The sequence below is a fragment of the Thalassobacter sp. genome (assembly GCF_982993085.1).
The window spans coordinates 1-12,011 of record NZ_CEZFMW010000111.1 but is presented as its reverse complement, the minus strand read 5'-3'; the positions used below and the strand labels follow the sequence as shown (position 1 = coordinate 12,011).

Here is a 12,011-nt window from a genome sequence, read left to right as displayed (position 1 = left end):
TCACTGCCCACGATCAGATGAAATCTGTGCCCACCATCCCGCGAAACACGCACCGGATCAGTCGCCGCTCCACGACGTACATCTGAGGCTGCTGCGTTGATTGACCGATCGGCAAAGAGCACCAAGCGACCGGTCTTGCGCGCCTTTTGCACAGCGCCACGGGAGATCCCCGCATGCTCGGCGTAGCCGCGTTCAGATAGTCCTTCCATGACCTGCTCCAGAGCCTCAGGGTATTGTTATTAAACGGATAAATACGTCTATTTGAGTTGATTAGACTTCCGTGTCGAGCGATTCTCACATCAAGCAAATAGCCTGATTGGAGAAACACAGATGACCATTGCCACCCGCTACAACGCCGAAGCCAAACGCCTGATGCCGCACATGGCAGACGACCTCGCGGTTGACCCTGCGATCGACAACGCCGGCCACATTGACGAGATCGTGTTCCGCCGCGGCGAATACCTCGGCGGCATGGCCGCGGTCCTCCTCGCACTGCTTGAGCAGCAGAAGTGAGGGCGATGCAATGAGCACCCGCGCACAGATTGCCATACAGACTGGACCCGAAGAATGGGCGCATGTCTACGTCCACTACGACGGCTACCCCGAGCACATGTTGACGGTACTTCACGCTTGGACGCCCGAGGACATCCTTGCCGCCCGCGAGATCCGGCAAGTCAGCGCCGACGCGCTGGATTGTTTCGATCCGCCGCAGGCGCCGCTGGTCTTGCCGCGACCAACCCGCGCCTTTGGCTACCTGTATGTCTGGCACGACGGAGCCTGGGCGGATTTGGAGGCAAAGCAATGACCGAGCTCGTTCTGCCCAGTCAAAACGAGGCCTATGGGTTCTACGGGCAGATGACCGCCTGTGCCTTGCGGGACAGACCCACGGATTGGATTTGGACGGTGGCCTGCGCCTTTATCGGTTTGGCGACAGGCGCTGGTACCGAGGATGAGATGCGCGGCATCAGAGATTTTTTGGACAGCTCCATGGGACGGCATTTTGCAGATGATGTGATTGACGCGCTGCAAGGCCGCGCCATGAACAATGAAACCGCGATCATTAAGGCGATCGAGAAATGGCAGGCCTGGGCGATCAGCAATGAGACCCAGCGCGAAGAAGGCATTCCCGCGGGACTGCCATACCTCACCGGCTGGGTGCAGCACTTTGCGGTTATCGCCGCGAATGACACCGCCGACTGATGGCGCGCATCAACACCCAAAATATGGAAGCATCGATGCCCAAACTCACCGATACACAAACCATTATTCTCACAGGTGCCGCATCCCGCCCTGGCAACTTGGCCATGCCGCTGCCCAAGGGGTTGGCAGGCGCTGCTGCCAAGATGGCCGTCAGTAAAATGATCGAGCGCGGCTGGCTTGAAGAGATCGATGCCAATCTCCGGCGTCATGAACCGCTCTGGCGTGAGACCGGCGATGGTCATGGCACGACCTTGATCGCAACTGAGGCCGGACTTGATGCCATCGGCATTGACCCGGTCGTCGCGAGCACAGTCAGCACTATCAGAAAGGCTCAGACAGCGGTCAAATCTACAGAAGTGCCCGCAGACGCAAGTGAAGGCCTTAAGCCTAAGCTGGTCTCTATCCGGCAAGGTACCAAGCAGGCCCTGTTGATCGACATGCTGCAGCGCCCCGAAGGTGCCTCGATCACCGAGATTGTTGAGGCGACATCTTGGCAAGCACATACGGCGAGAGGTGCAATCTCTGGCGCGCTCAAGAAGAAGCTGGGCTTAGAAATTGTCAGTACGAATGATCGTGAGCGCGGACGTTGCTATAATATTGCCGCGGTAAAATGAGCTTTACGTTTTCCTCTTTGATGGCGCCCTCAGAATTAGACTTGCAAACGGACGTGTTAAATCTGACTGTCGATGCAGATCGACTACCTTCCGATCTAATCGCCTTGCGGCGCCTCAGCTGCAAAGCTGCTTTCACTTAGGACCAGCTTCGGCTGGTTCTTTTTTGCGCTCAAACACTCGGCGGATCGCATAGCTGCGCACAAGCGAGACCAATACGAATATTGCTCCGATTGCGGTGCTATCCCTGAAAGAGATCTGCAGCCCAAACCATGGGAACACCACGATCTGAGTGATCACGGCCAGCGCATAACCGACCACGACATTGGCGACCGCCTCGATCAGCGATTGGCGTCGCGACTGCATCATGCAGCCAGCCGCTTGGATTTGAGCGCCGCGAAGGTTTCGCCGCTGTCTGCTAGGACAGCCTCCTCGCCGGTGAAGGCTTGCCAGCGCTCGATAGCGACATCGACGTAAACCGAGTTCAATTCCACCCCATAGCAGATGCGCCCGGTGGTCTCAGCCGCGATGAGCGTGGTCCCAGATCCCATGAACGGCTCATAGACCGCCTGACCTGGGCTGGAGTTGTTTAAGATTGGGCGGCGCATGCATTCCACCGGCTTTTGTGTCCCGTGGACAGTTTCTGCATCCTGATCCTTGTTAGCGATCTGCCACAGTGTGGTCTGCTTGCGATCGCCGGCCCAGTGACCTTTGCCCTTGGCGCGTACCGCATACCAGCAGGGTTCATGCTGCCAGTGGTAATCGCCGCGGCTGAGCACCAGCCTGTCCTTTGCCCAGATGATCTGGGAGCGGATGGTGAAACCGGCGGCAATCAGACTGTCGGCCACAGTCGCTGCATGCAGGGCGCCGTGCCAGATATAGGCCACATCGCCAGGGAACAACGACCAGGCCTCACGCCAATCCGCGCGGTCGTCGTTCAGGACCTTGCCGGTGCGTTTCGTCTTGGCCGCGCCCGCCTGGTTGCGCCAGGAGGGATCGTATTCCACGCCGTAAGGTGGATCGGTGACCATAAGCAGCGGTTTGACGCTGTCCAGAAGGCGCCCAGCCACATCGGCGCTAGTGCTGTCCCCGCAGATCAGCCGATGCGGCCCGAGCTGCCAGAGATCACCCGTCACGGATACTGGGTTAACCGGCGGCTCAGGGATATCATCCTCACCCTCAACGGCCCCTTCGTCGCTCACCGTCTCTGGATCCTGTAGCAAGGCATCCAGATCCTCATCCGAGAAGCCCAGCAGATCGAGGTCAAAATCTTCAGCTAGCAACCCCGCGATCTCGTCGCGCAGCATCGCTTCGTCCCATTCGCCAAGTTCGGTCAGCTTGTTATCGGCAATCCGGTAAGCACGTCGTTCTGCCTCATCAAGATGGCCAAGCTTTATGACAGGGGCCTCCGTCAGGCCCAACGCGCCCGCCGCAAGCACGCGTCCATGACCGGCAATCAACTCGCCGTCGTCCGCGACCAAGCAGGGAACAGTCCATCCGAACTTCGCCATGCTGGCCGCAATCTTTGCAACCTGGGCCTCGCCATGGATCTTCGCGTTCTTGGCATAAGGGCGCAGCTTCTCGATCGGCCAGACCTCAATCTGGCGCGGCGCAAAGACAAGATCCATGGTGTTGGTGGCTCACGGGGCAGGGGCGTCGCAAATTGGAGCGCGCCCTAAAATAGGGGCGTGTCAGCGATCGCGATGTCAGGAAAACAAAAGCGCCCGCAAGGGTCATCCCCGGGGCGCAAATCTTCGATGATCAAGGGGTACGTCAAGGGGGCTAGGAATGTCAAACCAAAATGTGAATCGGAGTCACATTTAGGGGTTGGTGGATCCCAGCTGGAGACCGTGAATCCAAAACTGGCTTAGGTGGATTCTTGACAAAAATACTAAAATCCACCTCTGAAAAATTGTAAGTCAATGAAATAAATCCATAAAACAGTGCGAGCGGGTGGGGTGGCTTCCAAAGTGGATTCCCCGGTGAAAATCCAAGTCGCTAGGAAACTTGCGCGCTGCGCCCCCCCGTATACGCAAAGGCCCGGGGAGGAACCATGGGAAGGGGGATGATGGTCCAAGCCCAAAAATCCCTTAGTTCCTAGACGTCACGGTGCTGTTAAGCATTGCAGATCTTGCAGGCGCGCTGTAAAGCGTTACCTTGTAGGAAACGAAATGGCGCTCCACATGGATATCAGCTTCAAGAAGAAGAAGATGAAGAAGGTGTTCGAGGACGAGAAAGCCCTAAGAAAAGATTATGGTGATCGTATGGCTCGTGCGATCATGACCCGAATGGCTGTCCTTGAGGCGGCCGCGAACTTAGCCGAGGTACCCGTCGACAAGCCGGAAAGATGTCATCAGCTAACAGAGAACCGGGATGAACAGTTTGCTGTGGATCTAGTGCACCCTGAGCGGCTGGTTTTTGAAGTAGATCATGATCCAATTCCGCGCGTAGCTGACGGTGGAATTAGCAGGCAGGACGTGACAGCGGTGATGATCATTGAGGTGGTCGATTACCACTGAAGGAGGAAAGAATGACCAACCAAAAGAACCAATTTAACCCTTCTTATGCGGTTCCACCCGGCTGGTTGCTTGAGGAGCGACTAGAGATGCACAACATTTCGCATGCAGAATTTGCGAGGCGCTGTGGTCGGTCTCCCAAGCTAATTAGCGAAATTATCTCTGGAAAGGCTTCTCTCGAGCCTGAAACTGCTCTTCAGTTCGAAAAGGTTTTAGGAGTTTCGGCAAATATCTGGCTTGGCGTCGAGGCAAAATACAAGCTCAAGCAGGCTCGTGATGCCGAGGCGGAGTCTGCATTGCTTTTGGAAGGGTGGGCAAAATCTTTCCCGGTTACCGACCTGGTAAAGCGGGGATGTTTTTCTAAGCCAGTTTCTGTCGCAGATAGCGTTTCAAAACTACTGAGCTTTTTTGGTGTGGCGTCAGTAGATGCTTGGCTGGCAAAATATAGTGAGACCAATATAGCCTATCGTCATTCCAGTTCTTTTAAAAGCGAGGTTAGTGCGTTGGCCACTTGGTTCCGCTTGGGTGAGCTGGTCGCTGAAGAACAAGAGTGTGCCGAGTACCAAGCCTCAAAATTTCGTTCCGCATTGGCCGAGGTGCGTAAACTAACAAGATGTTCGATAGATGTGGCGATTCCTGAGGCCGTTCGGCTTTGCAACGACGCCGGCGTCGCTTTTTCGCTTGTGAAACCCCTGCCGCGTACAGCGTTGAGTGGCGCAGCATGGTGGCAATCACCCACTAAGGCCGTTTTGCAGTTGAGTGCGCGTCACAAAACAGACGATCATTTGTGGTTCAGCTTTTTTCATGAAGCTGCACATATCTTGCTGCATGGAAAAAAGCACAACAAACTTAGAAATGTTTTTGTTGATGGGCGAGATGGAAACGAAAGTCCGATTGAGGAGGAGGCAAATACTTGGGCGTCAAATTTTCTCATTCCGGAAAAGGAGTGGCAAAAATTCATAGTATCAAGCCCTCGTAGCTCTGAGGCCATAGAGATCTTCGCAAAAGAACAAAGTATTGCGCCTGGCATAGTCGTAGGAAGATTGCAGAAAGAGGGACTTCTCCCTTGGTCCCATCTGAATCGCTTAAAAATAAGGCTTGAGTGGGTCGCATAGACGCTTAGTATCAATTCTGCATTGGAGCGCCCATTTTTTGAATGCGCGCTCTATTTTTTAGCCCTCCACTTCACAGCTCTGAGTTCTCACGTTTTGTGGTCCAGGGTTTGCTTTTTGGCAATATTCGTCCCAATTCGATATCGCGCAGTATGGGTGTTGCTTTGAGGCAATCGAGGATCCATTCAAGCGCTTCTAGCCATTCAGAGTAACCATGCCGCGCTGCCTCAATCTGCTTCGCATCCGGCCGAAACATCACCGGACATGCCCGCACCTCCACGGTCCGCCACTTCCCGCGGGATAGAACGCGCTCGGTGCCGACCACCACGGTCGTTGCATGATCCCCATGCCGATTGCGTTTCATTTCCACAGGGACACAGCGCGGCACAGCCCCTGGCATCCAATCGGGTGTGAGCCCAGCGCGGGCGAGCTCTGCCACTCGAATGGCCATGCGCTTTCCGCCGAGGGTGTCGGGCATCCCAGCCACGGTGGCAGCGATCACTTCGGCATCCTCGTGCGTGTAGGTGCCCATCTTGTACTGGCCGCCGTCGATTTTGCAGCCCAGCGCCGCCCTCTGCATGAGGACGTACTCGAGACCAAAGCCAAATCCCTGACCACGCTCGGGGTCGGGCGGCTCGGGTAGCTCCAGCTGCGCATGCTCAACGCGAAACGCCCATTCCAGCGCCTGCTGTACGGACATGACGCGCTTTGGTCGCCCATGACTGGTGCGTGGGGAGTGGGTGTGAAGATTGCGATCGTGTTTCATCGGATACCTCGTTCGCGCAGGCGCTCTGCGGTCACGAGGCCCCGGGCCAGCATGGCATCGCGCATGGAGTTGGAGATCGCGCTGACGGGCAGGTAGCGATCGGAGTTGACCATCTCGGCGTAGAATACGGGCAAGTCGGTGATTGGTAGGGTTTCCGACTTCGCGGGCTTGCGGGCTTTGCGCCGACCCCGGTATTTTTCATCCGCCTTGCGCTGGGCGGCGCGCTGCATGACCCGGTCTAGCGCCTTTGGCCCGTCGGGCGGCTCGGGGTGTTCCTGCCTCGACGCTTCTGCCGCCTCGAGGATTTCGGCTTCGCTCAGCCCTAGTTCATCCCGCCAGCGCCGGACATGCTCCCGGGGCGGCCAGCCTTGCCACCAGCCGGGCAGGGGGCTGTCGGGGTCAAAGCCCAGCGCCGTGAGCAGCGATCCGAAAAACTCTTCATCGACGATTTCGCGCGCTTGCGCGTCCTCCTCCTCCTTTACTGGTTTACTTACTGGTTCTCTTACAAGGTTACTGTCCGGATTTCGGACACGGGAATCGGCATTTTCCGGACACGGGTCGGGGTCAAAATCGGACACGGCTCCGTGTGTGGATTTCGGACACAGGTGCGGGTTATCCACAGAGTTATCCTCAGAAATGGCCGTTATTTCCGGATCCTTTGCTTCGCCTGTGTGGGTAGCTTGGGAGCCGTGTCCGGTTTCCGGACCCGGGTCCGCGCGATCTTGGGTAAAGCCCGGCTCGCAGGCCAAGATGTAGCGGGTCGGCATCTGTCGCTTGGTGCCTGGGTTTAGCCGCTGCACGCGGCGGATCAGCCCAGCGCTCTCGAGCAGTGCCAGATGGTCATTCAGCGTTGATCGGCTGATCTCGCAATCATGGGCGAGCTGTTCCTGGGACGGGAAGCAGCCGAAGTCGGGGTTGAACCGGTCACAGAGGTGCCAAAGCACAATCTTGGTAGTGGGCTTGAGCCCGCGCTGCTGAATGGCCCAGTTTGTGGCGGCATGGCTCATGGTGCGACCCTCCCAGATGGAGAGGCCACACGCGTTGTGAACCCGTGGTCTGCCAACGCGCCCAGCGCATCGTCCAACGACCGTACCAGAGCCCAGCCAAAGCCCAGGGCCAGCACCGCGTCACGGAATGCCTCCTGCGCTGGGCTGAGTCGACCTTTGGGGGATTTCAGTTCGAGGAAAAGAACTTTGCCATCACATAGGATGACCAGGTCGGCAAATCCGGGATGGACGCCCATGCCGACAAGTATCGCCTGCCGCTTGGCCCCACGCGGGCCGGCCTCGGTCACCTCATTGGCACAGTGATGGATGATGGCGCCCTTGGGGAGGGCAAAGCGCAGCGCGGTCACGACAGCGCGCTGCAGATCTGCTTCTGGTGTTCCGCGTCGCTTCATGAGCGGCCCTCCCGATCTGGCGCGGGCAGCCGCCCCGGCATTTTGGCATCGAGGACGACAAGCAGGATGCGCGCGTCCTCGCGCTCCTCGGGGGTTTCACCATGCTGGGCCAGCACATTGCAGGCGAGCCGAACGAGATAGTCTGAATGGTGCACCATATCGGCGACCACCATGCGCGCCTCGCGCCGACGCTCCTCAATCCACTCCTGGCGGACACGGTCCCGGGCGCTGGGCTTGCGAAAGGGAAGGGGGAGGCTCATCGGCGTGACCCCGCACGACGCGGTGCAGGGGCTTCCTGCAGCATCAGCCATTCCTGCACGGCATCTCGGCGATAATAGATCTTGCGACCGGCACGCACGCAGGGCGGGCCGAAGCGGATCTTCTCCCAGCGGTGCAGGGTTTCAACGGTGACCCCAAGCTCAAGGGCGAGGTCGGGGCGGCTGATCCAACCGCTCATCAGGCGCTGCGGGCTACTGGATCGGGCGGCAGTTCCAATGTTTGGCATCTGGGTTCTCCTGAGTTTGGCCCGGCACGGGCAGAGTTCAGGTGTTCAGAAGCGCAGAGCGGAAAGGGTGGCGGGAAGGCGGAGACCGGCGGTGATGCGCCAAATGGCTGCCGGTCATTGATAGCATTGAGCTTTTGCTGTTTTGGCGCCGGTCGAGTTTGCGGCGCAGGGCGTTGCAGAAGCCGAGCAAATTGGCTGGAGAAGAGTCGTGACGGCCCAAAATCGGCCAATTTACAAGATTTCGCCGTGTTTCAGCGGGTTTCTCGTGCGTTCAAAAGTATTCGCCCAACCGGCAAGGGGTCCGGACCCTTGCCGGTCATTGATTTTAAACGGAATTTACAAAATCTGGCCTTGGTCAGGGAGTGAGATGGCCTGCGGAGCGTGTTTTGGGGCGCGAAACATACTCTGCAGGCCGGTAGATTCGCCCAGGGCGATGAACGCTCCCCGGTAATTTCTCCCATGATTTCAATGACCGGCAGGGTTTTGGCGCATCACCGCCGGTCACCGCCTGTATGCCGCCAAAAGCCTCATGCTTCGCTTGATAAGCCTGCGCATCTACGCCTGTGTCATGCGCATGAAGGAGGTATGAACATGGTCAACCGATTGCGATTGAATGATAAAACAGTGCGTGAGCAGATCCCGGAAGAGGAGCGGGCCTACCAGGTTTTCGACACCGAGATACGGGGGCTTTCCATCCGCGTGATGCCCTCTGGCGAGCGGTCCTTCGTGATGGATTACCGCTTTGCTGGCCGCCAGCGCCGCATGGCGATCGGGCGCTGGCCCGAATGGAGCGTTACGGCTGCTCGGGAACGCGCCCGGGAACTGCGCCGCCTGATCGACGAAGGCACAGATCCGATGGAGGAACGCGACACGCTGCGAGAGGCGCCCCGTTTCAACGACATGATCGAGCGGTATTTGATCGAGCATGCCTCGACTCTGACGCCCCTAAGCGCGGCTGATCATAAATCCTTCCTGACCAAACTGGTCGCACCGCACTGGGGCAACAAGCTGGTCACAGAGATCACGCCGCATGATGTGACAAAGCTTCTGAACCTGATCGCAGAGGGCAGGGCGCGGCCATCGAAGGCGAAGCCCAACAATCGTGCGCGCAAGCTGCAGGGGCGCAAGCCCACGCCGGTGCGCGCCAATCGCGTGGGTGAGGTGCTGCGTAAGATGTTCAATCTCGCCATCCAATGGGGCTGGCGCACCGATAATCCTGCCGCCGGATTCAAAAAACGCGTCGAGACGGCGCGAGAGCGCTTTCTCTCCCATGAAGAAATCGGCCGACTGGCCGAAGTGCTAGATGCGGCCGAGGATCAACGCGCCGCGGGCATTATCCGCATCTGCATGTTGACGGGGTCCCGCGTTGGGGAGGTGCGACAGGCGCAGTTCGAGCAATTCAATCTGGAGCTTGGAATTTGGTCGAAGCCCGCAGCCACCACCAAGCAGCGCAAAATCCACCGGGTGCCGATCTCAGCTGATGTGGCAGCGATCGTGCGCCAGCGGGCGCTCGTGGTACCCAAGGGCAATCCATGGCTCTTCCCCGGTGATGTGCCGGGCCAGCCCGTTAAGGAAATCCGCCGGTTTTGGGTGAAGGTGCAGCGCGAGGCAGATCTGCCGGATGTGCGCATCCATGATCTGCGCCATACATTCGCTTCGCTCTTGGTCAGCGGCGGCGCTTCGCTGGAAATGATCGGGAAGCTTCTTGGCCACAGCCAAATGCAGACGACCCTGCGCTATGCGCATTTGATGGACTCGCCTCTGCGCGCTGGGGTCGATGCCGTGGCCGGCATGTTCCGGCCACGCCCGAAGATTGTGCATGACGCGGATGCCGAGAAAGAGGCCAAGCGGGCCTAAAAGCTGGGGCCGCTTACTTCTCGCCGCGCATGGCGCGCCAGAAGGGGCGCAAGCGACGGCGAATTGTGCTTTCGTCGGGGATCTCCCCGTTCTCGGCCACATCGGCGAACCAGTCCTGAAGATAACCTATCAGTTCGGCCTGGGTCTCTGGAATGCCATGTTCGTGGACGCGCTTCAGCAGGGCCACATACATGCCTTCCCAGTCGTAGGGCGAGAGGGCGCCGGTGCCGCCGCCAATGCGGCGCAGCAGGTCATATTCGTCTTCGAACCGAAGCACGTCCTGACCGGTGATCAACAGGTCCGCGATGGACACCTCGACCCCATCCGCGGGCTCGGTGACGTAGCACCAGTCTTGGGAATGCTCGGGCTTGATCCGCTGTAGCTTGATGACCGTGGGGCCGGTTCCGCTGCGGCGAAAGAGGGGCAGCATGTCCATCGGCGAGATCGTGATCTTGCCTGAGACCTTCTCGTCGCCGCAGATCGCGAGAGAAACCCCTGTGACGATGTCCAGCTTGCCTTCTGTGGCCCAACCGCCAATGTCGGCGATCGTGCAGCCCCATCGGGATGCGGTTTCATGCAGGGTGAAGAATGCTCTTTGAGGTAGTGCCATGTGGGCTCCAGTTCTGATGTCGAGGTAAGACAGCGGGCGGCCTGGCAAGTTGCTGACGCCGCCCAAGTGGCAGCGAGGCAGAAACTCCGGGGTGCAGGCCGCATGAAGCTGCACCCCCGCACTCACGCTCATGCGGCGACTGCCAAATTCTCCAATCGATCGGCATCCTTAGGACGAATCGTCCTCTCTCGGGTTATAACCCAGGCACTACGTCAAGAACTGTCGGGGATAAGCGCCATGTCGTTCCAAAAGGCACAAGACCTGTTGAAGCTCGCAGGCATGTCGGCCAGCCGGCATGGTGGCATCACTGTAAAGGAGGTCGCCGAAGCGTTCAGCGTGAACGAGCGGACCGCCCAGCGCATGATTGCTGCCCTGAAAGATGTCTTCCCAAGTATCTCCCATCAGACGGACGGCGAGCGGCGTCGCCGGTGGAAGCTGCGCGACACCAGCATGCTCGGCATGCAAGGGCTCTATCGCCGGGAACTTGTCGCACTCGAGGCTAGCATCACGCGGGCTGAGCGCGAGGGCGCGTATATGGAAGTGGAGGCACTTCGGTCCCTGCGTGACCGTTTGGTGGCAACCTTGCCGTCAGCACAGGCCCGAAGCATGGAGGTGGATGCTGAGGCGATCCTCGAGGCCAAAGGCTATGCCTGCCGCCCAGGCCCGAAGGTCAAAACCTCTCCGGCTGTGCTGAACGTCGTTTCGGCTGCCCTCAGAGGGCCGTTCCGGCTCATCATCCGATACCAGGGGGCGCAGGATGCCAAACCGCGCAAGCGCGTTATCGAGCCCTATGGGGTCTTGCTGGGCACGCGACATTACCTGATTGCCCGTGATGCAGCCAAGGATCACAAACTGCGCCGTTTCCGCATAGATCGCATCGAAAAAGCCGAGATCACCAATGACTGGTTCGAAAAGGACAGGGATTTCGACCTTGAATCTTACGCTGCTCGATCGTTCGGGTCGTTTCATTCGGACGAGGAGTTTACCCGCGTTGTGTGGCGGTTCAGCCCAGCCGCTGCGCCGACGGCCAGGGTGTTCGAGTTTCATCCCAAGCAGGAAATGACCGACTTGGAGGATGGAGGGCTGCTGGTCAGCTTTGAGGCCAGCGGGCAAGTCGAGATGGCCTGGCATCTCGCCAAGTGGGGTGCAGAGGTTGAGGTGGTGGAGCCGGCAGCGTTGCGTGAGATGGCAGTAGCATACCGGAATGCATCCGTTCGCGTGTTGCCATGATGCGGGGGCCACTGGTGCCTGCAAAGGGACTTGTACACATCGTCGATTTGGGCGGAATGCGGTCATTCATTGCGATCTACACCAATGTTCGATATGCGGGACGGAGCTGTCGTTCAACAAGAAAATTAAAGGTCCGCAATGGAAATTTGTCCTACTTGTACCCAGCCAATTGAAACCCGTTTAGCGGCCCTACTGATCATTTTCT

16 protein-coding genes and 1 pseudogene are annotated in these 12,011 nt (G+C 58.4%); 8 read left to right on the top strand and 9 right to left on the bottom strand.

Annotated features, from left to right (window positions below; translation table 11 throughout):
• Window positions 1-209 (bottom strand): annotated as a pseudogene (locus tag AC4GMC_RS14690) (hypothetical protein); the annotation flags it as partial.
• A gap of 121 nt (window positions 210-330) precedes the next feature.
• Here AC4GMC_RS14690 and AC4GMC_RS14685 point away from each other — a divergent pair.
• From AC4GMC_RS14685 to AC4GMC_RS14670, 4 genes are read left to right on the top strand one after another with little or no spacing between them, the layout of a single operon-like run.
• Entirely contained in the window at window positions 331-513 is a 183-nt protein-coding gene (locus AC4GMC_RS14685) for a hypothetical protein (protein WP_487884527.1), read from the top strand.
• Between the two features lie 10 nt (window positions 514-523).
• On the top strand, window positions 524-805 hold the full coding sequence (locus AC4GMC_RS14680) for a hypothetical protein (RefSeq protein WP_487884528.1): 282 nt from the start codon (window positions 524-526) through the stop codon (window positions 803-805).
• Entirely contained in the window at window positions 802-1,200 is a 399-nt protein-coding gene (locus tag AC4GMC_RS14675) for a hypothetical protein (RefSeq protein WP_487884529.1), read from the top strand. The genes AC4GMC_RS14680 and AC4GMC_RS14675 overlap by 4 nt, the downstream gene beginning before the upstream one ends.
• A gap of 35 nt (window positions 1,201-1,235) precedes the next feature.
• Window positions 1,236-1,814 (top strand): DUF3489 domain-containing protein, encoded by a 579-nt coding sequence (locus AC4GMC_RS14670; RefSeq protein ID WP_487884530.1) that lies wholly within the window; start codon window positions 1,236-1,238, stop codon window positions 1,812-1,814.
• Between the two features lie 132 nt (window positions 1,815-1,946).
• Here the strand turns inward: AC4GMC_RS14670 and AC4GMC_RS14665 are convergent, their stop codons facing one another.
• Window positions 1,947-2,180, bottom strand: coding sequence for a DUF7220 family protein (locus tag AC4GMC_RS14665; RefSeq protein WP_487877335.1), 234 nt, complete (start codon window positions 2,178-2,180; stop codon window positions 1,947-1,949).
• Window positions 2,177-3,439: a site-specific DNA-methyltransferase gene (locus AC4GMC_RS14660; protein ID WP_487877334.1), complete on the bottom strand. Its 1,263-nt coding sequence runs from the start codon at window positions 3,437-3,439 to the stop codon at window positions 2,177-2,179. Before AC4GMC_RS14660 ends, AC4GMC_RS14665 begins: the two co-directional genes overlap by 4 nt.
• Window positions 3,440-3,994: 555 nt before the next feature.
• Between AC4GMC_RS14660 and AC4GMC_RS14655 the strand changes: the two genes are divergently transcribed.
• On the top strand, window positions 3,995-4,330 hold the full coding sequence (locus AC4GMC_RS14655) for a hypothetical protein (RefSeq protein WP_487877333.1): 336 nt from the start codon (window positions 3,995-3,997) through the stop codon (window positions 4,328-4,330).
• A gap of 11 nt (window positions 4,331-4,341) precedes the next feature.
• Window positions 4,342-5,442 carry a HigA family addiction module antitoxin gene (locus AC4GMC_RS14650; protein WP_487877332.1) on the top strand — a complete coding sequence of 367 codons (1,101 nt, stop codon included), beginning with the start codon at window positions 4,342-4,344 and terminating at the stop codon, window positions 5,440-5,442.
• A gap of 70 nt (window positions 5,443-5,512) precedes the next feature.
• Here AC4GMC_RS14650 and AC4GMC_RS14645 read toward each other — a convergent pair whose 3' ends face one another.
• From AC4GMC_RS14645 to AC4GMC_RS14625, 5 genes are read right to left on the bottom strand one after another with little or no spacing between them, the layout of a single operon-like run.
• On the bottom strand, window positions 5,513-6,205 hold the full coding sequence (locus AC4GMC_RS14645; protein ID WP_487877331.1) for a hypothetical protein: 693 nt from the start codon (window positions 6,203-6,205) through the stop codon (window positions 5,513-5,515).
• Window positions 6,202-7,212 carry a helix-turn-helix domain-containing protein gene (locus AC4GMC_RS14640; RefSeq protein WP_487877330.1) on the bottom strand — a complete coding sequence of 337 codons (1,011 nt, stop codon included), beginning with the start codon at window positions 7,210-7,212 and terminating at the stop codon, window positions 6,202-6,204. The genes AC4GMC_RS14645 and AC4GMC_RS14640 overlap by 4 nt, the downstream gene beginning before the upstream one ends.
• Entirely contained in the window at window positions 7,209-7,604 is a 396-nt protein-coding gene (locus tag AC4GMC_RS14635; RefSeq protein ID WP_487877329.1) for a VRR-NUC domain-containing protein, read from the bottom strand. The genes AC4GMC_RS14640 and AC4GMC_RS14635 overlap by 4 nt, the downstream gene beginning before the upstream one ends.
• Window positions 7,601-7,864 (bottom strand): hypothetical protein, encoded by a 264-nt coding sequence (locus tag AC4GMC_RS14630; RefSeq protein ID WP_487877328.1) that lies wholly within the window; start codon window positions 7,862-7,864, stop codon window positions 7,601-7,603. Before AC4GMC_RS14630 ends, AC4GMC_RS14635 begins: the two co-directional genes overlap by 4 nt.
• Entirely contained in the window at window positions 7,861-8,109 is a 249-nt protein-coding gene (locus AC4GMC_RS14625; RefSeq protein ID WP_487877327.1) for a helix-turn-helix transcriptional regulator, read from the bottom strand. Before AC4GMC_RS14625 ends, AC4GMC_RS14630 begins: the two co-directional genes overlap by 4 nt.
• Window positions 8,110-8,700: 591 nt before the next feature.
• On the opposite strand from AC4GMC_RS14625, the gene AC4GMC_RS14620 reads away from it, so the two are divergent.
• On the top strand, window positions 8,701-9,966 hold the full coding sequence (locus AC4GMC_RS14620) for a tyrosine-type recombinase/integrase (protein WP_487877326.1): 1,266 nt from the start codon (window positions 8,701-8,703) through the stop codon (window positions 9,964-9,966).
• A 13-nt stretch (window positions 9,967-9,979) separates the two neighbouring features.
• Here the strand turns inward: AC4GMC_RS14620 and AC4GMC_RS14615 are convergent, their stop codons facing one another.
• Window positions 9,980-10,576 carry a hypothetical protein gene (locus tag AC4GMC_RS14615; RefSeq protein ID WP_487877325.1) on the bottom strand — a complete coding sequence of 199 codons (597 nt, stop codon included), beginning with the start codon at window positions 10,574-10,576 and terminating at the stop codon, window positions 9,980-9,982.
• Between the two features lie 237 nt (window positions 10,577-10,813).
• Between AC4GMC_RS14615 and AC4GMC_RS14610 the strand changes: the two genes are divergently transcribed.
• Window positions 10,814-11,806 carry a helix-turn-helix transcriptional regulator gene (locus AC4GMC_RS14610; protein ID WP_487877324.1) on the top strand — a complete coding sequence of 331 codons (993 nt, stop codon included), beginning with the start codon at window positions 10,814-10,816 and terminating at the stop codon, window positions 11,804-11,806.
• Window positions 11,807-12,011 lie beyond the last annotated feature (205 nt).

Bases quoted from the DNA above. Each gene is read 5' to 3' on its own strand.
- AC4GMC_RS14625 (WP_487877327.1), bottom strand. From the start codon at position 8,109: ATGCCAAACATTGGAACTGCCGCCCGATCCAGTAGCCCGCAGCGCCTG.
- AC4GMC_RS14620 (WP_487877326.1), top strand. From the start codon at position 8,701: ATGGTCAACCGATTGCGATTGAATGATAAAACAGTGCGTGAGCAGATC.
- AC4GMC_RS14655 (WP_487877333.1), top strand. From the start codon at position 3,995: ATGGATATCAGCTTCAAGAAGAAGAAGATGAAGAAGGTGTTCGAGGAC.
- AC4GMC_RS14635 (WP_487877329.1), bottom strand. From the start codon at position 7,604: ATGAAGCGACGCGGAACACCAGAAGCAGATCTGCAGCGCGCTGTCGTG.
- AC4GMC_RS14615 (WP_487877325.1), bottom strand. From the start codon at position 10,576: ATGGCACTACCTCAAAGAGCATTCTTCACCCTGCATGAAACCGCATCC.
- AC4GMC_RS14670 (WP_487884530.1), top strand. From the start codon at position 1,236: ATGCCCAAACTCACCGATACACAAACCATTATTCTCACAGGTGCCGCA.
- AC4GMC_RS14640 (WP_487877330.1), bottom strand. From the start codon at position 7,212: ATGAGCCATGCCGCCACAAACTGGGCCATTCAGCAGCGCGGGCTCAAG.
- AC4GMC_RS14610 (WP_487877324.1), top strand. From the start codon at position 10,814: ATGTCGTTCCAAAAGGCACAAGACCTGTTGAAGCTCGCAGGCATGTCG.
- AC4GMC_RS14630 (WP_487877328.1), bottom strand. From the start codon at position 7,864: ATGAGCCTCCCCCTTCCCTTTCGCAAGCCCAGCGCCCGGGACCGTGTC.
- AC4GMC_RS14675 (WP_487884529.1), top strand. From the start codon at position 802: ATGACCGAGCTCGTTCTGCCCAGTCAAAACGAGGCCTATGGGTTCTAC.
- AC4GMC_RS14650 (WP_487877332.1), top strand. From the start codon at position 4,342: ATGACCAACCAAAAGAACCAATTTAACCCTTCTTATGCGGTTCCACCC.
- AC4GMC_RS14680 (WP_487884528.1), top strand. From the start codon at position 524: ATGAGCACCCGCGCACAGATTGCCATACAGACTGGACCCGAAGAATGG.
- AC4GMC_RS14665 (WP_487877335.1), bottom strand. From the start codon at position 2,180: ATGATGCAGTCGCGACGCCAATCGCTGATCGAGGCGGTCGCCAATGTC.
- AC4GMC_RS14660 (WP_487877334.1), bottom strand. From the start codon at position 3,439: ATGGATCTTGTCTTTGCGCCGCGCCAGATTGAGGTCTGGCCGATCGAG.
- AC4GMC_RS14685 (WP_487884527.1), top strand. From the start codon at position 331: ATGACCATTGCCACCCGCTACAACGCCGAAGCCAAACGCCTGATGCCG.
- AC4GMC_RS14645 (WP_487877331.1), bottom strand. From the start codon at position 6,205: ATGAAACACGATCGCAATCTTCACACCCACTCCCCACGCACCAGTCAT.